Source organism: Psychrobacter jeotgali (genome assembly GCF_904846315.1).
GTDB lineage: Bacteria > Pseudomonadota > Gammaproteobacteria > Pseudomonadales > Moraxellaceae > Psychrobacter > Psychrobacter jeotgali.
Map to the genome: position 1 here is coordinate 2,107,498 of NZ_CAJHAF010000001.1, position 23,113 is coordinate 2,130,610.

A 23,113-nucleotide genomic window follows, 5' to 3' on the forward strand; every position below is an offset into this window, starting at 1 on the left:
GCAGCAGCGTTAAATAAATAGTATTCATTATTAAAGCGTTGTTATCCGATTTTCAATAAACTCTACAACCACCGGATGCCCAACCAGCTCCGTTAATTCAGCTTCTATATGCTCTCGTTCGGCTTCATCTGCTATTTTACGATAAATCATGACATTAATGGTATTGGTCATTGGGCTAAAACCAATCGATTGGGTATCAGGATAACGTTTTAATATTTCAGGAGTCGCTTTTTCTTGTAGAGCAAAAATCTGCTGCTGACTTTTATCACTACTCGCTTGGATATAAATAGGAATTGAGAAGCGGTTAAATTCATCTTGCTTAAAATGATAGACAAACTTTGATGGGATGGCTTGTACTGAGGTCAAAGTGGTTATCTTGATAGAAAACTCATTGGGATTATTATTTTCATAATAAATAGCGGCAACCGACTCACCCAAATACTCTGCGACCGCTTGAATCAAAGGTCCGCTAATGCCTTGTAATAACAATCGGTTCTGCGCCTCTGTTATCGTGACGTTAAAATCTTGTGCATAAAACCAAGGAGCGGCATTCCTTTCTTCTTCTGATAAGATATTTAAATAATAATCTGCTAATGGTTCCTCTTGATATTTTTGGTCAGCTGCCGCCTCTATTTTTTGCCAATCCACAGTCAGGGTTGTTACAGGTTCAGTAGCTGGCTTATCAGGACTCACCGGGTCTGAGACCACCTTTGTAGGTATGGTTTGAGTTGTATTAGCATTGGTTTTAGTTAAAGGTGAAGTGTTCGAACAGGCGCTCAGTAAAGCAATGCTTAGCAATAAGCTTGCTGTCAAATAGTTTTTTTTAATCATATTCTAGTCCTTAGGTTAGAAAACTTTACACGAATAAATAGCAACTTTGCAAAGTTAAAATGCTGGGTTAAAAACCCAGCCTACGCCAAAAAGCTAAGCTTAATAACGCTTGCATTAAGGCGTTACCCAAGTAACCACCCGAGTCTCCATCTCCTCATCAGACATACCGATCTCAGAGACGCAGCGCCCTGCTACACCAATATTAGCGGCGCGCATTTGCTGCTGAGTCACTACCGCATCCTCAGTCAAAAGCAAGTGCCAACTGGGTAGTGACTGCCCTTTATACAGGCGCTTATAGGCACAATGCGCTGGCAGCCACATCATATCGGGTAGTTTATCAGGAGTGAGTTGAATACAATCGGGCACGTACTGTTGGCGCGACTCGTAATGCCGGCAATAACCGGTAGCACAATCCATCAGCTTGCAGGTAACATCGGTATATTCGACTTCTTCTACTTCATCGTCATTGTCGATATATTTAATTAGGCAACAACAGCCGCAGCCATCGCATAAAGCCTCCCATTCGCTAATATTTAATTCTGCCAGCTCAAAGCGCGACCAAAACTGAGGACGCAGCGGTTGTTGATCATTGACGTCAGCTGGGTTTTTTGTGCTCTCATTGATTTGAGTATTAGCAGTATCAGCGCTGACATTCGAAGCAGGTAATAGATTTGATTTCATAGGATAGCAGTAGCATTTTTATAAAGAGCGTTACAGTATTATAGCTGTTTTTATTCGCATTGGGCGTTAAGGTAAGAGAAATCAGGCAGTTGCAAGGTATAACTACAAATGACTGTCATGATCGATATTCTTCATTCATAAAAATATATGTTAAAAAACTCACACTATAAAAAGGACAATACTATGTCAATTAAGACTTTTGAGCTAATAAGCACTACTGAAAATGGCGTTGAGCTAATCAGCTATGTGGCGCTACCAGAAGGCGCATCAGAGGACAATCCGGTCGCTGGAATTATGGTTGCACCAGAATGGTGGGGCGTGGTAGAGCACCCCAAAGCCACTACCGAAAAGCTAGCAAAAGCGGGTTATGCGGCCGTCGCCATGGACGTCTACGGTGAAGGTAAACTGACAGCAGATGCGGCCATGGCAAATATGTGGATGACCCAAGTTCTTGAAGACCAAGAAATGCTAATGGATCGTTGCCGCCTGATTCTTAATGACTTTAGTGATCAACTTGCCGTTAATGGCGATAAGCTGGGCGCTATTGGTTTTTGTTTCGGCGGTAAAATTGTCCTTGATATGGCTCGTGAAGCTATGCCACTCAAAGCCGTCGCTACCTTCCATGGCACTTTGGCACCTAAGCAAGCCGCTGACAAAAATTTCAAAGCCAAAGTACTGGTCGCTCATGGACGTGATGACTCTATGGTCTCTATGGATGATGTTGAAGACTTTAAAAAAGAGATGGACGCTGTCGATGTCGATTACACCATCGACGTTTATGACAATGCCAAACATGGCTTTACTAACCCGAATGCTGACGAGCGTGCTGCCAAAAACGATATTGATCTGGGCTACAATGAAAACGCCGCCAAGCAAAGCTGGGATAATATGATGGACTTTATGAAAACCAACTTAGGTTAATTCAGCTTCTCTTAGGCTAGTAAAATCATAATAAAGCTCAAAGCAGAGTATGCTTGTCATGCTCTGCTTTTTTGTAGAGCTTATCATCTATAGGACGTTTATCAGCTCTATTTTAACTTTTAAAGTCTTTCAATAACCGCACCCCTACTTTAGATTCATTCAATCCTTAATTGTGTAGTAAACTGAGCTCATTACAAAAACGAGCATTCAATGCTTTGTTTTTGCACAGCATTAATAAAAGGTAGCAATAGTCATGAGTCAAGCAAGTATTCAATGGTTCCCCGGGCACATGAATAAAGCCCGCAATGAAGTCAAAGAGATTATGCCAGAGATGGATGTGGTCATCGAAGTCATCGACGCCCGTATTCCTTATAGTAGCGAAAATCCAATGGTTGCCGCCTTGCGTGGACAAAAACCGGTGATTAAAATACTGAATAAAGCCGACCTTGCTGACCCTGAATTGACCCAAGCTTGGATGGATTATTTGGAGGCGCAAGACGGGGTCAAAGCCATTGCTTGCGATGATAACAAAGCTGACGACGTTAAGCGCATCGTGCAATTATGCAAAAACTTAGTTCCTAATAAAGTCGGCACCGGACGCCAAATCAAAGCTATGATCATGGGCATTCCCAACGTTGGCAAATCAACCTTGATCAACACCTTAGCAGGACGCGCGGTAGCCAAGACTGGCGATGAGCCTGCGGTCACCAAATCGCAGCAGCTAATTAAGATTGATAATGACATTATGCTCTATGACACCCCCGGTATGCTCTGGCCAAAGGTTGAAAACGCTCATTCAGGTTATCGTTTGGCGGCAACCGGCGGCATTCGTGATACCGCTTTTGACTTCGCTGATGTTGCGGGTTACACCGCTGAGTATTTAATTGAGGCGTATCCTGAACTGCTCAAAGAGCGCTACAAAATAGAGGATTTACCGCAAACCGATTGGGAATTCTTCAAGGTGGCGGGTCGTAATCGCGGACTGCTAAAAAAAGGCGGCGTTGTTGATACTTACCGTATGTCAGAGATTCTTATCAATGAGTTGCGTAGTGGTACGCTGGGTCGTATTACGCTGGAGAAGCCTGAAATGATGGCGGCCGAAGAAGCGGTCGTGGCTGAGCAAAGGCTAGCCGCTGAAGCCAAAAAAGAGGCGAAACTTGAGGAAAAAAGACTGCGTAAAAAGCGGGCGCGCAAGAATCGCAAGTAGACTCGGATTTTACAAATAAGAATTTTTCGTAGGGTGCGCCCAGCGCACCGATAAAATAAATATTTTTCAAAAATGATGAGTGGAACGCATCGCAATTATATATAATCATATTGATTTAACTATACAATTGCATTACATTGAATGTACACACGTAATTTGTAGGTGATAAAATGACTACTACCAATTATAATATTAGGCTTGATAAAGAATTAAAGGATAAAGCTTTTTCAGTTTTTGAGAGCTATGGTTTAACGCCTTCTCAAGCTATAAAGCTATTTCTTAATCAAGTAGCAGATACCAACACCGTGCCGCTATCTTTTGATTATCAACCAGCGCCTAGCACCAGCACGCTACAAGCCCTAGCAGAGCTTGAAAGCGGTCACTATACCGAAAGCTCCTTAGATGAGATGTTGGAGCTAAAAGAAAATGCGCAAAGTTAGACGTACAAGATCATTCGATAAAGATTTTAAAAAAGCAGAATTATCAGAGAATCTAATAGAAGTGCTTTATTGTATGGTAAAGAGCGAACCTTTGCCGCCAAAATATCGGGACCATGCACTAACAGGCAACCTAAAGAGTTATCGTGATTGTCATGTTAAGCCAGATTTGGTTCTCATTTATCGTATTGAAGATGATGTCGTAGAGCTGGTTCGACTTAATAGCCATTCTGAAGTTTTCCGCTAATATAGATTCTAATTTTTATAAACTCTCATACATTGCGCAGCTCGCGTAGGGTGCCGCCCAGCGCACCTAGAGATTATAAAAACTAGGTATAGTCCTTTAAATAAGAGTTCCTATTATAATCATTTGCTATTTCACATTATCGGTGCGCGGGGCGCACCCTACCTGCCAAGACCAAATCTATGAGCCAAAAAAATGCTAGCCCAAAAATCAAAAATTCAGAAGAAAGTTTTCATCACTCTACACAAGCCCTAAACTCCTTCGCACCCCGCCTACTCGCTTGGTTTGAGACCAGCGGTCGCCATGATTTGCCTTGGCAACAGCACCAAACTGACACGCCCAATCCTTATATCGTTTGGCTATCAGAGGTCATGCTGCAGCAAACCCAAGTAACCACAGTGCTGCCCTACTTTGCACGTTTTATGGCATCTTTTCCGACTGTGCAAGATTTAGCCGCAGCGGACTGGGATACCATCGCTGAGCATTGGGCAGGCATGGGCTATTATGCGCGAGCGCGAAATCTGCATAAAGGCGCGAAGCAATTGGTTGAGGTGATTAATGAGACCGGCGATTTTCCACAAACCTTAGCAGGTTGGGAGGCGATAGCAGGTGTTGGCCCGTCGACGGCTGGGGCGATTATGGCGATGGGTTTGCATAAATACGGGGTTATTTGTGATGGCAATGTCAAACGAGTACTAACACGCTGGGCAGCGATTGACGGTGATATTACCAAGTCTGCTACCAATAAAGAGCTGTGGGCATTGGCGGAGCGTTTAACTCCTAAAGAGAACTCAGGTTTATTTGCCCAAGCGATGATGGATATGGGCGCAACCTTATGTGTGCGCCGTAATCCTGCTTGCTCATCATGTCCGTTAAAAGAAGATTGTATCGCTCACGCAAAAGGGCGCGAAATGGACTATCCGGTGAAAGCCAAGAAAAAACCCAAACCAAGCAAATTTAGTAATGCCTTATTAATTGAAAACGCTAAAGGTGAAATATTATGGCTACAGCGTCCTGATACTGGAATTTGGGGTGGTTTGTGGAGTTTGCCGCTAGAGTTTGTGGAAAAAGTTGATGGTAAAACGGCTAGCAAAATAGTAAATAACCAAACAGACGATAGGCAGCGCCTTGACGTGCGTAGTAATGAAAAGATATACGAAACAGAATTTACCACCGCTGAGCAGATTATAAATGAATGGTTAATAGAGAATAATTTAGTAGCCAAATCTGTGAGCAATACCTTATTAGATGACGCCCCTATCAAGCATTCACTGACGCATTTTCATTGGTATTTGCAGCCGCAAAGATTGGTTCTTGATAGTGAGAAAATTGCAGAGTTAAAAGGTAAGCTGAATGCTGCCGATATAGAATTTAAATGGCTGGATAATAAAAAAGCGCAAGACAGTCTAGGACTACCTCGCGCTATGGTGAAGGTTTTAGAGATTTAAAATTAAATTAAGACCGAACCCTAAGACTTCGGCACCCTTAACCGCATCAAACCCTCTTGTTGTACCGTCGCAACCAGCTTGCCATCTTGCCAAAACTGACCGTGATTTAGCCCTTTTGCGCTCGAGGTGGTATCGCTCCACATGTCATACAATAACCAATCATTGAGATCAAACGAGCGATGAAAGTGCATCGAGTGATCAATGCTGGCGGCTTGCAAACCGCTGGTCATAAAGCTAACACCATGCGACATCAGCCCTGTACCCACCAAGTAAAAGTCTGACGAAAAAGCCAATAGTGCTTGCTGAATCGCTACTGGCTGCGAGCCAAGCTCACGAATACGTAGCCAATTAGCCTGTTGCGGCTTCATGGGCTCCGGATTTATCGGATTTCGGGGTTTTATCGGTTTGATCTCCACATGACGATGACGCATAAAACGGGCTTTTAGCGCATCTGGCACTTTACCGACATACTCTTCTTTCAGCTCTTGCTCGGTCATTAAATCTTCGGGTGGTGGATAAACTGGCATATCTTCTTGATACTCCAACCCTTCTTCTATCGGTGCAAACGAAGCAATCATCGAGAAAATAACCTGCTCTATCGGCGGCTTACCCTTTGCTTGCTTATACTGAATGGCGGTCACTTCACGTGCTGATAGACTCCGACCATCACGCAAACGGCGCACTTGATAAATAACGGGTTGAGTAATATCACCACCACGCAAAAAATAACCATGTAACGAATGACAAGGTTTATCTTCACCAAGGGTATGAGCCGCGGCCATAATAGCTTGAGCTAGCACTTGTCCGCCAAAAATACGTGCACCTACATAGTCATGGCTTTTGCCTTCAAAGACATCAGGAATCACTTCAATAAGTGTCACCGTAGCAAGGAGCTCATCAATGAGTTGTGAATAATTAGACATGACGGTAAGTCCTCTTTATATTTTATAACCAACACTGATGAGCAGTATTGCTGCGATACGGTTCAAGACCGTTTAAAATAATATTTATATCAATGGTTAATGTCAATCAATAACAAGTCTTTTAATTATCAGATAATTGACAAAGCTTATTAATCGCCTTAACAGGAGCAGTCAAACATCTTACCCAATATTGGTAGCTTTGACCAGTTAATGGCTTTTTTGAATATCTATATTAGGTTCTGCTTAGAATAGCGTCTTATTATATTATAAGATAATAAAAGCTTATTAAAAAAAGAGGCGCACTTTGCACCTCTTTTTTATCTTAAAAAATTGGCTACGGTTTGACCGCTACCAACACTCGAATAGAATCCGGAACTAAAGATAGGTTGGACAAAGCTTGTTCACCTTGCGCTTTTAGGTTTTCTAAGCGCTCAATCTCTTCAGGACGCACATTAGGATTGATAGTTTGCAAATGTTTTAGGCGTTTGATTTCTCTTGACCACTGTTGATTGAAGCGCTCACTCGCCTGCGCACCAATCTCGGTCAATTGAGCACGCGCAATATCCTCTGCTTCATAGTAACGTTGTTCAATCACATCACTGCGTACCTTGATAACTTGCCGGGCCCTATTATTATCCAAACGCTCAATATGAGGCATGATCATCTCACTACTGATGCGCTCTGACAAATCACTGCCTTGCTCGCTAATAAAAACACGGATATTTTGTTTAGGTAAAGTCGCCGGCAGGTTTAGCATTTTCGGTGCAATTGCTTCTATGCGGAAATTAATCTCGAGCATAATCATGCCTTGAGGTACGGCTACGCTTTTGAGCATGGCGACCGTAGTATTGCCAAAAGTGCTGGTGCTAGCAAGCTCATAAATAGCTTGCATCAGCGGGTGCTCATGGGTAATAAACTCAATATCCTCTCGTATTAGCGCCTGCTCACGATCAAAGGTTAAGGTCATACCGTCTTCATCACCGAGTGGGAGTCCTTCGACATATTCGCTACTCTCCGCACTATCAGGCGGCGCAATCACCCACGAACCATCACGCTGCACACTATGGTCGATATTAGCTGATGCTAAAAAACGCTCCATAAATGGCGGCAACAAATTATAGCTATCAAAATCACGCATGGCTTGAGCGATACGACCAGCGACCCGTGGACGACACGAGTTGTATTCAAGCAGACGATCACGGCCGGCCTGTAGCTGCGCCTCTAGATCCAATCTGGTTTGCTTCGCTTCTGTAATTAGTGCTTGCAGTGACGAGCGATTATCTTCTGTATCAGCCCCTTCTAGTAGTGGCTTAAGGGTTTGAATATACTGCTCTTGAACACTTTGAGCGGTTGGCGATATCTGATTGAACATGTTTAAGGCTTTATCGTACCAGTGATACAAACGCTCTTGCGCCGTTCCTTCAACATATGGCACATGCAAGGTAATTTTTTGGGTCTGACCAATACGGTCTAAGCGGCCAATACGCTGCTCTAAGGTATCCGGATTAGCGGGCAAATCCCACAATATCAGCTGGCTTGCAAACTGAAAGTTACGCCCCTCTGAGCCAATCTCTGAGCACAGTAAAATCTGCGCCCCTTCACTATCAGCAAAGAATGCTGCCGCTTGGTCACGCTCAAGTAAAGTCATCTGCTCAGTGAAAATAGCGGTTTTTATACCCGCATGTAGACGCAGTACCGCCTCTAAACTCTCAACTGTAGCACCACTACGGGCAATGAGGAGCACCTTTTTCTGCTTTAATTCACCTTTTAACAGCTCAATAAGCCAAGGTACACGAGGATCATCTTCTAACCAGCCGCCATCTGGCTGATTTTCTTCACCCCAAAGCTGTTCACGCAGCTTGCCATTAGTTTGGTAGCTGTCTTGCCAGCTCTCAGGTAGCGCTTGAGGATGCGGACGACTGCTGCGCCCATGAAAGCCTTTAACGCTCTCACGAGTATTACGAAACAATATTCGTCCGGTACCATGACGATCCAATAGTTCATTGAGGACATAAGTACGCAGCTTATCGTCTTCATTGATGGGTGCCAGCTCCTCTATGCTCAAGTCTAATAGAGCGCTCAAAGCTGCAACCTGACCGGCAGTTAGCGGCTTTTCTTCTATTAACACCTCAGCCACTGCCGCAGTCTCACCAAAGGCGTCTTGGCCGGCAATGAACTCATCTAAATCGTCAAAACGATCGGGATCGAGCAAACGTAAACGGGCGAAATGACTTTGCGTGCCTAATTGCTCAGGAGTAGCGGTCAATAGCATAACCCCAGGAGTTTCATCAGCAAAATCAGCGATTAGCTCATATTTATCATTACCACCTTGAGCCTCATCCCAGTGCAAATGATGGGCTTCGTCAACGACCAGCAAATCAAATCCAGCCTCCATCGCCTGCTCATATAAATCGTGATGATCAAGCAACAAGTCCATACCAGCGATAATACACTGCTCAGTGGCAAATACGTTTTGCTCAGGATCGTGCTCTTTAATAGCAGCCGTACGTACCAAGTCAAACAAAGCAAAGTTTAGATTAAAACGGCGGCGTAGCTCAATCATCCACTGATATTGCAAGCTATCTGGCACTAAAATTAAAACGCGCTCAGCCTTGCCTGCTAGTAACTGCTGATGAATAATCAAACCAGCTTCAATAGTTTTGCCAAGACCAACCTCATCAGCGAGCAACACGCGCGGAGCAATACGCTTGCCTACTTCGTGAGCAATATAAAGCTGATGTTCAATAATATCGACACGCGCTCCCATCAAGCCTTTTAAAGGATGACCAACAAGCGCTGCTTGCATACGTAAGATATCTTGACGTAGATCATACCAATCACCACGCTCAACCCGCCCTGCAAGTAAGCGCTCAAGTGGTTTTGCTAAGGTAATGTTAGCGGCCAAGCGAGTTTCCATAATACTTTTATTAGCAGTCTCGCTATCGGCGGACTCTTTATCATTAGACTCGACACTGTATTTCAGTACCCCCATCACTTCATCAACAGCGGTGACAATATAGTTATGACCTTCTTGATCATAAATACTATCGCCAACCTTAAATATCACTCTTGATAAAGGGGCAGAGTTTTTGGCGTAAACGCGAGTCTCTTCACTTTGTGGAAATAGGATGTGCACGCAGCGGTCATCTACATCGATAACCACACCCAAGCCAAGCTCGGACTCAGTATCAGATAAATGGCGTTGACCAACGGCGAACTCGGTACTGTGCAATGCAGCGGCAGAAATAGTCATAGGGCGATGTCTTTTGTACTCAGATAGAAAAAAGCGGATATCACAACTAGGGTGATAATTAAATACCTACGCAGGCAAGCTATCAAGCCTAGCGGGTAAGCCCAATTAGTAGGCTTAGTTATCTGCATAATAAAGCGATAACACTGACCTATTATATAGGGTTAGCGGTTAGATGCGTACGCTAAGCTGATTTTTCAAGAGCAGATTAACATGTACGGTAAACCGTCAAAACAGTTATAAAATCTTGCTCTATAAAGCTTTGATAAAGCACTGATCAACTTACAATAAGTAACTTAATATTAATATCAGAAATAATATAGCAATTATATTTACATTAATATATATTAATAAACTTAAACAATACCTTTAGACATTTAGTAGACAGAATGCTATTGTTTTAAAGGTTTTTCTAAAATAGCTCCTGGCAGCTCTAATCCCTCCCTCCTACCCAAGTGGATTATAAGTAGCCTAAATATCTGTAGCTTATATGTTTCAAGGATGAAGTCATTATGAGTACCTCTAAAAAAGTTGGTTTTTTTAACCAAGTCAGCACCCAGATTACCTTTGTTTTATTTTTAGCCTTCACAGTAGTTCTAGCGGTAGTTTTTTACATAGTAGACCAACAAGGCTACGAAAAAATCCGCGTAGAATCTGAAAAGCTAATTATTCAAACGGGTAATACTACGGTTAATAGTATCTCCTCAGATATCAGACGGGTGATGCGTAGTGCGCTGGAGTTACAACAAAGTGCGCAGACGCTACCAGTACAAGAGAACCTGTTGCAGATAGGTTTAACCAATGCTTTTGACCAAAGTGACTACGGCATATTGGGTAGTGGCGGCATTTGGCCAGACCAAAACGCTTTGGGTGATGAGGTAGCTACTCATCCCTTTTTAATGGTACGCCAAAATGGTGCTTATCAGCCTATATTTACTGACCCCAATCCTGCCAACCCTTATTATCAAGAGGACTGGTTTCAGGTAGTCAAGGCGATTAAGCCCGAAGGCTGCTTGTGGCAACACGTCCGACCTTCAAGGGCTGGAGGGGAGCTTGCCATGAGCTGTGGTCTTGCCATCGAACGTAATGCTACCTTTTGGGGTGCCAGTACCGTTAACTTTACTCTAAATCAGATTCAGGACAATATTGTCAAATTAAGCGAACGTACGGGCTCAGGTTACATCCTTTTGGTTGATAACAGTGACAAGGTTATCGCCTCATCTAACCCTGAGCGTCTAAATTATATTGATGAAGAAACAGGCACCCCGCTTGATGTTCAGCAGGTTATTAATTCAGATCCAGCATGGCAACCTATACTCGATTTCTTAACTACGCGGCGAGCCCGTACGGTGGAAGAGGTCGCTGGACGTATATCGCCGCAAGTACAGCAAGCTTTGTATGGTATTGACCAATCTCAAGGTAATGGTACAACCGAAGGTTACGCTTTGGTCAATTACGGTGCTTACCTAAATGTTAGTGAAAACAATCAAGATACTTTAGATGAGCATTTACTGCAAAGCTTTGATCTTGCCAAAGATGAGTACTATCGGGGTAGTCAGGCCTATATATTTGAGATTCCTGAAACTTATTGGAAGCTAATACTTGTTCAGCCTGACTTTGAGATTAACGCTATTGCAGATAATCTGAGTAAAGATTTGATCAACTCGGTCATGTTTACCCTGTTTATCACTGTAGGTCTGATCTACTTTATGTTGACCTTTTTAGCCTTTAACCCCCTGCAAAGAACCACTGATAAAATTCTAGAAGCTGAAAAACTCATTGATGACAAGCAATATAATAAGTTAAGCGCAGTCAAATTTTCTAAGGGACGCAATGAAATCGGCCTAGTTAATAGCTCTATTAGTGATCTATTAGACCGGATTCAATCCAACGAAGGTAAGCTGGCTAACATCAATCAGCAGCTGGAGGTCAAGGTAGAAGAGCGCACCGCAGAGCTGCAAGAGACGTTAAAAGAGCTAAAAAACTCCCAGCTACAATTAATTCGTTCGGAGAAAATGGCAACCTTAGGTCAAATGGTTGCAGGGGTTGCGCATGAGGTAAATACGCCGCTGTCATATGTGCAAAACAATCTGGAGATTATTGGACAGCTCACTGAGCAATACGAAGACCTTATCGAGCTGGTACAAGGTCTAAAAAATATCCAAAATGATAAAGCCGCATCAACTGCTGAGATTGAGCAATTACTGACAGAGATTGTGAGCGCTTCTAATGAGATTGAAGAAGATGAGTTGTCCAACGAGCTCAAAGAGTTGATCAAAGACTCTTTATTCGGCGTAGAGCAAATTACCGAGATGGTTTTGAACCTGCGTAACTTTGCCCGACTTGATGAATCAAAAGTTAAGACTATTGATGTGCGTGAGTGTATCGAGTCCTCGCTAAAGATTGCGGGTAACTCGATCAAACATCAAGAGATTGTCACCGACTTTGCACCAACGCCTGAGATTAAGTGTTCACCCTCACAGATTAATCAAGTCTTAGTTAACTTGCTAAACAATGCCTCACAAGCGCTAGGCGATAACCTTAACGGTAAGATTGAGCTGCGCACGCACGCCGATGATACCAACGTCTATATTGAGGTGGCTGATAACGGTAAAGGCATGAGTGAGGCTGTGCTCAAGCAGATATTTGAACCCTTCTTTACTACCAAAGGCGCAGGCGAAGGAACGGGACTGGGTATGGCTATCAGCCAACAGATTATGGAGCAGCACAATGGCGATATCAGCGTGGTATCGACAGAAGGCGTGGGCACCACCTTCACTTTGACACTGCCTATTGACAATAACTTAGATGAACAGAGATTGGCGGCATAAGCTATTGGTTTACGACGTTGGTCATTTAGCGCTTATTAAGATGAACGTAAGATGCTGACGTCGATAATAGTAAAAACTTGCCATTCTACCATCATGAATTATAAGGATATAATTATGACTGAGCTCCAAATTACTGAAACCACTGACAGTTTTTCTGAATCAGCTATTGATTCAAAACCCAAACTGGCATTTATCGATGATGAACAGCGTATTCTGCGCTCGATGAAGCTCTTGTTTCGCAAGAGTCATGATGTTTTTGTCACTACTGACCCCAATGAGTATATTGACTACATTAAGGACAACCATGTCCATGTGGCGGTCAGTGACCAGCGTATGCCGGAACGGGTGGGTGTTGATATTCTACGTGAGGTTAAGGACATCTCACCTTCTACCATGCGAATTTTGTTAACCGGCTATGCGGATCTAAACGCTATTATTGGCTCTATCAATGATGGGGAGATTTATCGTTATCTAACTAAGCCCTGCAAATCTGAAGAGCTACAAACCGTAGTTGGACGTGCCACTGAGATCGCCTTAACTTATAATGCTGACGAGGATGCGGATCAAATCGATAACGTGGGCTACAAACAAACATTATTGGTCATTGATGAGACCGATGAGCTTATAGCACAGATTCGTAAGCAATTCTCAAACAGCTATAACGTGCTGCATGCGCAAAGCCTAGAAGATGCTTATGACTATCTTGCCAACTACGATATTGGCGTCTGTATTACCGACATTAACGTCAGTGGGGAGAATATCGCCCCTATTATTTTCACCTTGAAACAAGACGCCCCGCATCTAGTGGTACTAGTACAGACCCAGTTTCAAGATGCCGGCTTGCTCATTGATTTGATTAATAAAGGTCAGGTTTATCGCTGTCTGCCCAAACCCATGCGTGCCAGCCTACTAGAGATTAGTGTCAACCGTGCCTTTCGTCATCATACTAAATTAAAAGCCAGTCCTGAGCTGGTAAAACGTTATGAGGTTGAGCACGACCCTGATAATGATGTGCGTATCGACCTTTCTAGTCGGGTGCGCAGCTTTATTGGCAAACTGCGTAAACGCTTTGCTTTATAGGTTTTAGCTCTTTGATACCACACCAAACCTCTGCTTTATTTTAAAGTAGAGGTTTTTGGTTTTAGCGTAGTCATGCTACATTGAAGGCTTTATAGCTATCTATTATATTAAAAATAAAAGGAGCGATTATGAAAGCCGTATTATTAGATGAAGTAAGATTCTTAGAAGGTATTGAGCTACCTAAGCCTGAAAGGGTAAGTGAGTATGTAACTTTTGAAAGTACCTCACAAGACAATAAAACCATTATTGAACGCTGCCAAGATGCGGACATTATGATTAGTGGTTCGCTTCGAATTGAACGTGAAGTTATCGAAGCACTACCTAATCTAAAGCTGATACAGCTAACCTCAAGTGGGATGAATACCGTAGACCATGAAGCTTGCAAAGATAATAATGTTGAACTATATAATGCCGCGGCGTTCGCATCCAAGGCTGTTCCCGAACATACCTTTATGCTTATGTTAAATGCCCTACGTGCAGGGGTTCATTATCATCATAAAGTAATCGATGGCAATTGGCGGGAAGCAGGCAGCGCAGAGATCAATCAAGCACCTATGATAGATATGGAAGAGCAAACCTTAGGAATTATTGGCGTCGGCACTGTGGGCAAACGGGTCAGTGAAATCGCACAAGCCTTTGGTATGACGGTATTGTGGGCTGAGCATCAAGGCAAAACACCACGCAATGAGGATTATACCGACTTTGATACCGTCCTAGCAGCCTCCGATATCATCAGCTTACACTGCCCTCTCACAGAACAAACTAAGCATCTCATCAATAAAGATACCTTAGCTAAAATGTCTAAGAAGCCTTTAGTGGTTAACGTAGCTCGCGGTGCAGTAGTAGACTCAAAAGCTATGGTGCAGGCGGTACAAAACAACCAAGTTCTGGGTTATGCTACCGATGTCTTCGAAAAAGAACCTATAGCAAAAGACGATCCTTTACTTAAACTGGTAGAGCAGCAGCATCCCCGTGTTATTTTTAGCCCTCATGTTGCTTCAGGTAGTAAAAATGCCCATCATAAGTTGTGGGAGATTGTTCAAGAGCAAATTAACGAATTTATTGATAATTACAAATAAGGTGACAATATGAAAGCAGTATTTTTAGATAAGGGCACTTTTTCTGAAGGGGTCGATTTGCCAGCACCAGCAGGCGTTAGTGATTATGTTACTTATGGTGACACTCAAGATGATGCTGCGACTATCATTGAGCGCTGTAAAGATGCTGATATTATTATCGCTAATAAAGTAAAGATCGGTGCTGAAGTCATCAGTAGCTTACCTAAACTTAAACTTATCCAGCTCACTGCTACCGGCATGAACAATGTGGATAAAGATGCTTGCGATAAGCATGACGTAGCACTTTATAATGTCGCAGGCTATGCGGTTAAAAGTGTGCCAGAGCATACTTTTATGCTCATGCTAAACGCCATGCGAGCAGGGTTTTATTACCAGCAAAAGGTCACTGATGGCTCTTGGGGCAATGACGGTAGTTTTTGTCTACTTGATGTGCCGTTAATAGATCTAGAAGATAAAACCTTAGGCATCATTGGGGTGGGTACTATCGGCAAGCGGGTAACCGAGATTGCTAAGGTCTTTGGTATGAAAGTATTATGGGCTGAGCATCAAGGCCGAGAGCCTCGTAATAAGGACTATAGCGCTTTTGATGAAGTGCTCGCACAAGCGGACGTTATTAGCTTGCACACCCCTTTGACTGAGGAAACTAAGCATTTAATCAATAAAGATACGCTAGAAAAAATGCAACAGCAGCCTCTACTGGTTAACGTGGCCCGTGGCGGTATTGTTGATAGCCAGGCTTTGGTTGAGGCTATTAATAATGAGCAGATTATTGGTTATGCCACTGACGTCTTCGAGCAGGAGCCTATTGTTGATAATGACCCTTTATTAAGTCTTAAAGAGCATCCGCGCGTCATCTTTAGCCCGCACAATGCTTGGGGCAGTAAAAGCGCTCAGAATACCCTATGGGAGATTCTGAGTAAGCAAGTTACTGATTTTATTAACGAGCAAGCTTAAAAAATTAGGACTAAAATTTTATAGAGATAGCAACTAACGCTCAAATATCAGCCAATCATCATCGAGCTTGCGATGTTTCAGCATAATACGATCGCTTAAGTAGTTATTAGTCACTTGCCAAGGATAGCGGTCGCCCTGTTTGGGAAGCTCGTCCTTGGCACGTTGTACGTAGCCGGCACTCAAAGAGCCCAATACCGTATCCGACAAGACTCGTGCTTGCTGCTCATCAGTTACCGCTTGCGCGCGTACGACTTGATAATTGTGTTTGTGCATGTAACCTAACAGCCGCAGTAGATACTGGCAGGCCAAATCAATCTTTAAAGTCCAAGAGGCGTTAGTATAGCCAAATAACACCGCCAGATTAGGCACACCCTCTAACATCACCGCTTTATAAGTCATCAGCGAACCTACATCAATCGGTTCGCCATCGATATATAAATCTGCACCGCCCAACATCTGGAGCTTGAGGCCCGTAGCAGTCACAATAATATCAGCCTTCAAATGTTGCCCAGAGGCCAGTTCAATACCAGTGTCAGTAAAGCCTTTAATTTGATCAGTAACCACGTCTGCTCGCTCGCCGTGTAAGGCGGTGAACAAATCACTATCGGGTACCGCACATAAACGCTCATCCCATGGGTTGTAAGTCGGCATAAAGTGGGCCGTATCGACACCGCTGCCTTTCAGCTCTTTTTTGACCCCATGCTGTAGAAAGGCTTTCATCAGCTTAGGCGCATGAGTCGCTGCTTGATAGACTCCTTGCTGCATCAGCACATTACGTGTTCGCAATAGAGTATAGGCTTGATGCCTCGATAAAGGTGACAGTTTACCCGAAAGCCAATCTAGCGCCGAATCTTCACCGGGCACGCTCGCCACATAAGTCGGCGAACGCTGTAGCATAGTTACATGACGCGCGCATTGCTCACTCTCTTCATCGACCAAGGCGGGTAACAAAGTCATTGCCGTGGCTCCGCTACCAATAATTACGACTTTTTTGTCTTGATAATCCACATCTACCCAGTGCTGGGGATGAATAATTTCTCCTTGAAACTGCTCTTCATTTTTGAAGTGAGGCCGATATCCTTGCTCATAATCATAATACCCCGTAGCACCAACGACAAAATTAGCCGTCAAAGTAAACACCTCTCCGCTACTATGGTCTTTTACCATCGCTGACCATTGCTGCTTAAGGCTTGACCACGACAATTGCTGCACTTCATGCTGATAGCGAATATGTTCAGTGACCTTAAACTCGCGCGCAGTATCGGCCATATAATCTTTAATAGCTTTCCCACTTGCCAGCATTTTACGATCCAGCCACGGCCTAAAGCTATAGCCAAAGGTCAAGGCATCAGAGTCAGAGCGGATGCCTGGATAATTAAATAAATCCCAAGTGCCGCCCAAATCTGTGCGTTTTTCTAAGATTATAAAAGGTTGAGAACCCGATGGCTTTTCGTGCTTGAGCCTTTGCTTAAACCTTCGCTTAGTAGCAGCTGTAGGCTTAAAGAAGCTTTTGCGCTTTTGTTGTTGCAAACGACAGGCCATCCCAATGCCAGCAATGCCAGCACCGATAATTAGAATCTCATAATCAGCAGGTTGTTGCGCGGATGGCGTTGAACGAGAAAATCGGTTCTTGAGATTTTTCTTAGCAGATGTCATACCTAGCATAGCCCTATTCCTTTATAGTCGATTATTTATAGCAACCGATAATCACTTACCTCTAGTCGCTCATTATCCTTAATGTCTAGCCTTATAAGGTATCTTAGCCCCTTTCATACCAAGGCTTCATAGCAGCGCTCAAGCTCAACGCTTTAAGCTGTTATCAATACCAATTACCAATGCTTATTATCAATAGTAGGACAATCAAAAGACATTAAGTAAATAATATCTGACTTAGGGTTCACAGCTGTGCACTACCGTTTTCTCAAGCTATAACCGTGCCAAATAATCATCCGGCTATTACTGTTACTCATTATTTGTTGTTGTTTTATCGCTGAATATCCTAAAAAGGCACCGGACTTTCCCAGTCCATCCATGCTTCAAGTACCGGATGCTTAAGGCGCAGCTGCTGGGCATGCAAGTTTAAGCGCGGCGCAATATCTAATGCCACTCCTTCTGCATAGATAGGGTCACCAATAATGACATGGCCAGAATGCACCATATGTACCCGTAGTTGATGACTGCGTCCTGTTACCGGTTTCAATAACACTCGGGTAACAGTCTGACCATTACACTGCTCGTAACCGAGCACTTCGTACAACGTCAGAGCATTTTTTGACCAATTGTGATCGACGATATGGCGTGGCTTAGTAGTGGGCTCATAACGCACGGGTACTGATATCTTACCAGTGGCACCTACCGACCCCCACTCGCCAATAACTCGGGCTTGATAAGTTTTCTGCGGTAAACGGTCGATAAATTGCTTGCTTATATGCGTCTGCGCAGCGGCATTTTTAGCAAATATCAATAGCCCGGAGGTGTCCATATCGAGACGATGGATAAGCTTAACCTTTGGATTAACACGCTCCAGCCGAGACAATAAGCTGACTTTAAGCGTTTTACCATCGACACTAAGTAGCCCTGCAGGCTTATCGACTATCCAAATATCATCATCTTCATAAATGGTAATTTTCTGGGCAAAATTTTGAAAAAATTCAGTGGGATATTGATATTCCTGCTTATTTAAAGCTGCTACATTTTCATCACTAAAAAACATAAAGAACTACTTATTTTGGTTTAATACGATTTAGTTTGGTATATTTTTTGCTAAAGTAAAGATAAAATACTAACTGAAAACATCTGCTAAATTTACAATAATAGCTATTATATTGATTGTACTGATAACGATGGTTAAATAATTTAACCAGACTGCATCTGTTATGATGGTTCAAACATGTTAATATAGCCTTAAATATTTAATTCACTTTTTAGTCATTTGCTGATAAGTATTATTATAGGCTAATCATATTTTAGTCAGCAGATGATACCAAGATAATAGAATAAGAGAGAAACACTATGTCAGATTTAATTGTTAATACTACGGATGCTAACTTTGATCAAGATGTGCTACAAGCTGATACCGTGGTTTTAGTAGACTTTTGGGCAGCTTGGTGTGGCCCTTGTAAAGCAATTGCCCCTATTTTAGAAGATTTGGCTACTGAATACCAAGGCAAAGTCAAAATCGTTAAAGTCGATGTGGATAACAACCCACAAGCCGCTAGCCGCTTTGGTATCCGTAATATCCCAACGCTATTTGTCTTTAAGGATGGCGAAAAAGTAGATTCAGTAATGGGTTTACAGCCAAAGTCTGAATTAGCAAAAGTATTGGATAAACATCTTTAATTTATTAAGCACTTAGCATTAATAATATTAAATTTAATTCCTGAAAAGCCGTTATCTGGTCCAGATAATGGCTTTTTTGCTGCTTTTCTAACCATAAAGTCGATTTATATTAAATTTTTAGCAAAAATTATTGACAACACTGTCCTGAAAACCGTATAGTCTGCTGACAAGAAAAACATAATCGTTTTCCTTAGCGCCTAGTCGCTATTCTCCTAGTGTTTATCAACATAGAACACAATCACACTATTAAATACAATTACTGATACTGAGCTCTTATCGTAGACTCTTATGTAACTATCTGTATTCGCATTTTGCCATTCAAATAATACTTTGGCGATTGAAAGCGTCTAGTGCATAGTAATCCATACGACCTAAGACTTAACTCTGTGCGCACACCTTTTTACTACGCTATTGCTGTTTTAACCAATATCGTGGAATGTGCTGCTAATGGCATCTCTCGCCCGATAAATTGCTAATGACCTACCTATGAATTTAACTGAATTAAAGAAAAAATCAATCGCCGAGCTGTTGGCTATCGCCAAAGAAATGGGTCTTGATAATATGGCGCGTAGCCGTAAACAAGATATCATCTTTGCTATCCTAAAAACTCATGCCCGTAATGGTGAAGCCATCTATGGTGATGGGGTATTAGAAGTGCTACCGGATGGCTTTGGCTTTTTGCGCTCATCAGAAGGCTCGTATCTAGCAGGTCCTGATGATATCTATGTCAGCCCTAGTCAGATAAGACGCTTTAGTCTTAAGACCGGTGACAGCATTGCGGGTACTATCCGCCCACCGAAAGATTCTGAGCGTTACTTTGCATTATTAAAAGTCGGTGAAATCAACTTTGATACCCCAGACCGCTCACGCCATAAGTTAATCTTTGAAAACTTAACTCCCCTGTTTCCGACCGAACAGCTAAAGCTGGAGTTGGGCAATGGGACCACTGAAGATTTAACCGGTCGTATTATTGATCTCATTGCTCCTATTGGTAAAGGTCAGCGCTCAATTATCGTAGCACCGCCTAAAGCGGGTAAAACGATGCTATTACAGACCATCGCCCAATCTATTACTCGCAATAATCCTGAATGTTATCTAATCGTGTTGCTGATTGATGAGCGCCCAGAAGAAGTGACAGAGATGGAGCGCACCGTTCGCGGTGAAGTGGTTGCTTCAACCTTTGACGAGCCACCACAGCGTCACGTACAAGTTGCCGATATGGTGATTGAGAAAGCCAAGCGCTTGGTCGAACATAAACAAGATGTGGTTATCTTACTGGACTCCATCACTCGTCTTGCTCGTGCTTATAATACGGTCATTCCTTCATCTGGCAAAGTATTGACTGGTGGACTTGATGCCAATGCGTTAGAGCGTCCTAAACGCTTCTTTGGGGCCGCACGTAACGTTGAAGAAGGCGGCAGTTTAACCATTATTGCCAGTGCGCTTATTGATACCGGCAGTAAAATGGATAGCGTTATCTTTGAAGAGTTCAAAGGAACAGGTAACCAAGAGATTACCCTTGAGCGTGATTTGGCGGAGAAACGCGTATTCCCAGCTATTAATATCAAAAAATCTGGTACACGCCGCGAAGAACGTCTATTGGATGAAGATAAGCTACGTAAGGTTTGGATTCTGCGTAAATTATTACAGCCTATGGATGGTGTGCAAGCGACTGAGTTCTTACTTGAACGTCTCAAAGAGGCCAAGACTAACGATGAGTTCTTTGAACAAATGAAGCGTAAATCACAGAATTAGTTTTAGTAGTCCTAGAACACGCCATAATCTTTTTATAATAAACAAAGGTCGCAATAATGCGACCTTTGTTTATTAAATAGTCTATAAAACTCGAATATGAATAGCGGATTATACTTCTAAATACAAGAATACTAATGATAACCCCCACTAATGATACATAGTGGTAACAAGTTTTACAGGCTAATTGCAAAGCTTAGCGCTTTTACTACGACTAGAAATACATGAATCAGCTACTATGATAGGCAGTAACAGCACCGCTGAGAGTATCAGAGCTGTTGTATATTAATTTTTTAATTTATAGGTGATCATATGAAATTTGCTAAAACTATCGCAATGACGGCTATTACAAGCTCAGCGCTAATCATGACAGGTTGTAACTCTGGCCCATACGGTAACATGAATAACACCGCTAAAGGTGCTACTGCTGGCGCTGCTGCTGGTGCTTTAATCAGAAGTAAAGGCGACAGCAAAGACATCGCACGTGGTGCTCTAGCGGGCGCTGCTCTTGGTGGTGCTGGTGGTTATATTTACGACCAAACTAAATAGCTCTTTATGACTATTGAGCTTTAACTAACTATATTTATAGCTATAATGATAAAAACCTGCGATCTAGATTGCAGGTTTTTTTTGGATTCTGATTAGAACAGTGTTAATAATAAAAGTATTATAAAGGTTTCCAACTCAAAAACGACGGCTTGAGTACTGTTTATCAGATGTCACTTTTTATTAGAGTCCTCCACTAAAAGTATCGCAAGTTTGCACATCTCCACTTTCTAACCCACGAGTAAACCAGTTAACGCGCTGCTGACTAGTACCATGCGTAAAACTATCGGGCGTCACTGCACGGCCACTGTTACGTGCCAAACGGTCATCCCCAATTTGACTGGCCGCATTGATAGCCTCGTCTATGTCGCCTGGCTCCAAAAACTGCACACGTTGCTGATTACGATTAGCCCAAACTCCTGCAAAACAGTCTGCTTGTAGCTCTTGTAATACCGAGAGTTTGTTAGCTTGAGCTTGGGTCACTTGGCGGCTAGCTTGGTTAACTTGTTGAGTAATACCTAATAGGGTCTGGACATGATGACCAACTTCATGTGAGATCACATAAGCTTGAGCAAAGTCGCCCGCTCTACCTTGATTCTCAATATCACCTGAACCTTGCTGGTCACCAGTTATACCTAAATTCTGACGCATTTCTGCAAAGAAAGAAGTATCTAAGTAGACGGTTTGATCACTTGGACAATAAAAGGGTCCTGTCGCTGAGGTAGCGCTACCACAAGCTGAGCTAACTTGACCATTAAACAATACCAATGAAGGCTCTTTATAGGTCTGACCGCCTTCACTAAACACTTGATTCCAAACATCCTCGGTATCTGCTAATACGACTTTGACGAACTGAGTATCACGATCATTACTGGTTGCCGGCTCAGTAGTGGTGGTTGAGCTACCAGCGGTTACAGCCTGCCCTGTTTGTAGAGCGGTCATGGGGTTTACGCCAAATACCAACCATAAAATACCAGCAATAATGATCCCACCAATACCACCACCAATCATTTTACCGCCACCACTACTAGTACGTACGTTAGAGCTACCTCTTCTATCTCGCCATTTCATAATTCTCTTCCCTAAAGGTATAAATATTTACCTTAAATATAATTAAGTGCCTTGCAATCTATAAGACCTATAACCTATAACAACAGTCATCTAAATAGCCTAACTTTTAGTTGGCTTTAAAACCGTGGTTAATAATCTTTATTATAACGGTGATGACGATCAACCTCTCGACCTTTAAATCTCTCAACCTTTAAGTTTCTAGCTCTTGAAATAAAATGCCTAAAGTTGTTTAATAGAAGCTCATAGTTTATTATAAGTTTAATCTAGCTTGGCTTTTGAACTAATTATACGGAAAACATTTTTAGAAAGTGTATTAAAAACAATAATAAAGGCAGATTAGTAAAGTTTATTTACTAATTTATTGTTACTTAATTGTACAAGTGCTTTTCTTTTATAAGGAAAGTATATAGAATACGGGTAAGCTGAGTAGCTGTAAGTAGGATTAGTTGACTTTCGAAATAATTCGGATGTTCAACCTTTTTTTGTGGCTACTGCTCATTTCATTTTTTGGAGAATACA

Annotated in this window: 19 protein-coding genes; 12 read left to right on the forward strand and 7 right to left on the reverse strand. The window is 42.6% G+C overall.

Features of this window, described 5'->3' with window-relative positions; all coding sequences use genetic code 11:
- Positions 1–30: 30 nt before the first annotated feature.
- The gene (locus tag JMX18_RS08625; protein ID WP_201586888.1) at positions 31–831 is read right to left on the reverse strand and encodes a hypothetical protein; all 801 of its coding nucleotides are present in this window, start codon (positions 829–831) and stop codon (positions 31–33) included.
- A 114-nt stretch (positions 832–945) separates the two neighbouring features.
- Positions 946–1,512, reverse strand: a complete 567-nt coding sequence (locus JMX18_RS08630) for a YcgN family cysteine cluster protein (RefSeq protein ID WP_201586890.1) — start codon at positions 1,510–1,512, stop codon at positions 946–948.
- Between the two features lie 183 nt (positions 1,513–1,695).
- Between JMX18_RS08630 and JMX18_RS08635 the strand changes: the two genes are divergently transcribed.
- The 5 genes from JMX18_RS08635 (at position 1,696) to mutY (ending at position 5,769) form a co-directional block, all read left to right on the forward strand.
- Entirely contained in the window at positions 1,696–2,433 is a 738-nt protein-coding gene (locus JMX18_RS08635) for a dienelactone hydrolase family protein (RefSeq protein WP_201586892.1), read from the forward strand.
- Positions 2,434–2,686: 253 nt separating this feature from the next.
- Positions 2,687–3,640, forward strand: a complete 954-nt coding sequence (gene ylqF, locus JMX18_RS08640) for a ribosome biogenesis GTPase YlqF (RefSeq protein ID WP_201586894.1) — start codon at positions 2,687–2,689, stop codon at positions 3,638–3,640.
- Positions 3,641–3,810: 170 nt separating this feature from the next.
- Positions 3,811–4,080 carry a type II toxin-antitoxin system RelB/DinJ family antitoxin gene (locus JMX18_RS08645; protein WP_201586895.1) on the forward strand — a complete coding sequence of 90 codons (270 nt, stop codon included), beginning with the start codon at positions 3,811–3,813 and terminating at the stop codon, positions 4,078–4,080.
- Complete coding sequence (locus JMX18_RS08650; RefSeq protein ID WP_201586896.1) at positions 4,067–4,324, forward strand: type II toxin-antitoxin system RelE/ParE family toxin; 258 nt, start codon at positions 4,067–4,069, stop codon at positions 4,322–4,324. The genes JMX18_RS08645 and JMX18_RS08650 overlap by 14 nt, the downstream gene beginning before the upstream one ends.
- 179 nt (positions 4,325–4,503) lie before the next feature.
- The gene (mutY, locus tag JMX18_RS08655) at positions 4,504–5,769 is read left to right on the forward strand and encodes an A/G-specific adenine glycosylase (protein WP_201586897.1); all 1,266 of its coding nucleotides are present in this window, start codon (positions 4,504–4,506) and stop codon (positions 5,767–5,769) included.
- A gap of 20 nt (positions 5,770–5,789) precedes the next feature.
- On the opposite strand, the gene JMX18_RS08660 is transcribed toward mutY, so the two are convergent.
- Positions 5,790–6,692, reverse strand: coding sequence for an acyl-CoA thioesterase (locus JMX18_RS08660; protein ID WP_201586898.1), 903 nt, complete (start codon positions 6,690–6,692; stop codon positions 5,790–5,792).
- A gap of 334 nt (positions 6,693–7,026) precedes the next feature.
- Complete coding sequence (rapA, locus tag JMX18_RS08665; RefSeq protein WP_201586899.1) at positions 7,027–9,945, reverse strand: RNA polymerase-associated protein RapA; 2,919 nt, start codon at positions 9,943–9,945, stop codon at positions 7,027–7,029.
- 509 nt (positions 9,946–10,454) lie between these two features.
- Here rapA and JMX18_RS08670 point away from each other — a divergent pair.
- The 4 genes from JMX18_RS08670 to JMX18_RS08685 all read left to right on the forward strand — a co-directional run bounded on the left by JMX18_RS08670 (position 10,455) and on the right by JMX18_RS08685 (position 15,886).
- A complete protein-coding gene (locus tag JMX18_RS08670; protein WP_201586900.1) occupies positions 10,455–12,773 on the forward strand; it encodes a sensor histidine kinase in 2,319 nt (772 codons plus the stop codon).
- Positions 12,774–12,887: 114 nt separating this feature from the next.
- Complete coding sequence (locus tag JMX18_RS08675) at positions 12,888–13,853, forward strand: response regulator (protein WP_201586902.1); 966 nt, start codon at positions 12,888–12,890, stop codon at positions 13,851–13,853.
- A gap of 128 nt (positions 13,854–13,981) precedes the next feature.
- On the forward strand, positions 13,982–14,932 hold the full coding sequence (locus JMX18_RS08680; protein WP_201586903.1) for an NAD(P)-dependent oxidoreductase: 951 nt from the start codon (positions 13,982–13,984) through the stop codon (positions 14,930–14,932).
- 9 nt (positions 14,933–14,941) lie between these two features.
- Positions 14,942–15,886 (forward strand): D-2-hydroxyacid dehydrogenase, encoded by a 945-nt coding sequence (locus JMX18_RS08685; RefSeq protein WP_201586904.1) that lies wholly within the window; start codon positions 14,942–14,944, stop codon positions 15,884–15,886.
- A 33-nt stretch (positions 15,887–15,919) separates the two neighbouring features.
- Here the strand turns inward: JMX18_RS08685 and JMX18_RS08690 are convergent, their stop codons facing one another.
- The gene (locus JMX18_RS08690) at positions 15,920–17,542 is read right to left on the reverse strand and encodes a flavin-containing monooxygenase (RefSeq protein ID WP_406947369.1); all 1,623 of its coding nucleotides are present in this window, start codon (positions 17,540–17,542) and stop codon (positions 15,920–15,922) included.
- A 343-nt stretch (positions 17,543–17,885) separates the two neighbouring features.
- Positions 17,886–18,599, reverse strand: a complete 714-nt coding sequence (locus JMX18_RS08695; protein WP_201586906.1) for an RluA family pseudouridine synthase — start codon at positions 18,597–18,599, stop codon at positions 17,886–17,888.
- A gap of 299 nt (positions 18,600–18,898) precedes the next feature.
- Between JMX18_RS08695 and trxA the strand changes: the two genes are divergently transcribed.
- The 3 genes from trxA (at position 18,899) to JMX18_RS08710 (ending at position 21,526) form a co-directional block, all read left to right on the forward strand.
- A complete protein-coding gene (trxA, locus tag JMX18_RS08700; protein ID WP_201586907.1) occupies positions 18,899–19,225 on the forward strand; it encodes a thioredoxin in 327 nt (108 codons plus the stop codon).
- A gap of 486 nt (positions 19,226–19,711) precedes the next feature.
- Positions 19,712–20,980, forward strand: coding sequence for a transcription termination factor Rho (gene rho / locus JMX18_RS08705; RefSeq protein WP_201586908.1), 1,269 nt, complete (start codon positions 19,712–19,714; stop codon positions 20,978–20,980).
- A gap of 309 nt (positions 20,981–21,289) precedes the next feature.
- Positions 21,290–21,526, forward strand: a complete 237-nt coding sequence (locus JMX18_RS08710; RefSeq protein WP_201586910.1) for a glycine zipper family protein — start codon at positions 21,290–21,292, stop codon at positions 21,524–21,526.
- 180 nt (positions 21,527–21,706) lie between these two features.
- On the opposite strand, the gene ypfJ is transcribed toward JMX18_RS08710, so the two are convergent.
- Positions 21,707–22,594, reverse strand: coding sequence for a KPN_02809 family neutral zinc metallopeptidase (gene ypfJ, locus JMX18_RS08715; protein WP_201586912.1), 888 nt, complete (start codon positions 22,592–22,594; stop codon positions 21,707–21,709).
- Positions 22,595–23,113 lie beyond the last annotated feature (519 nt).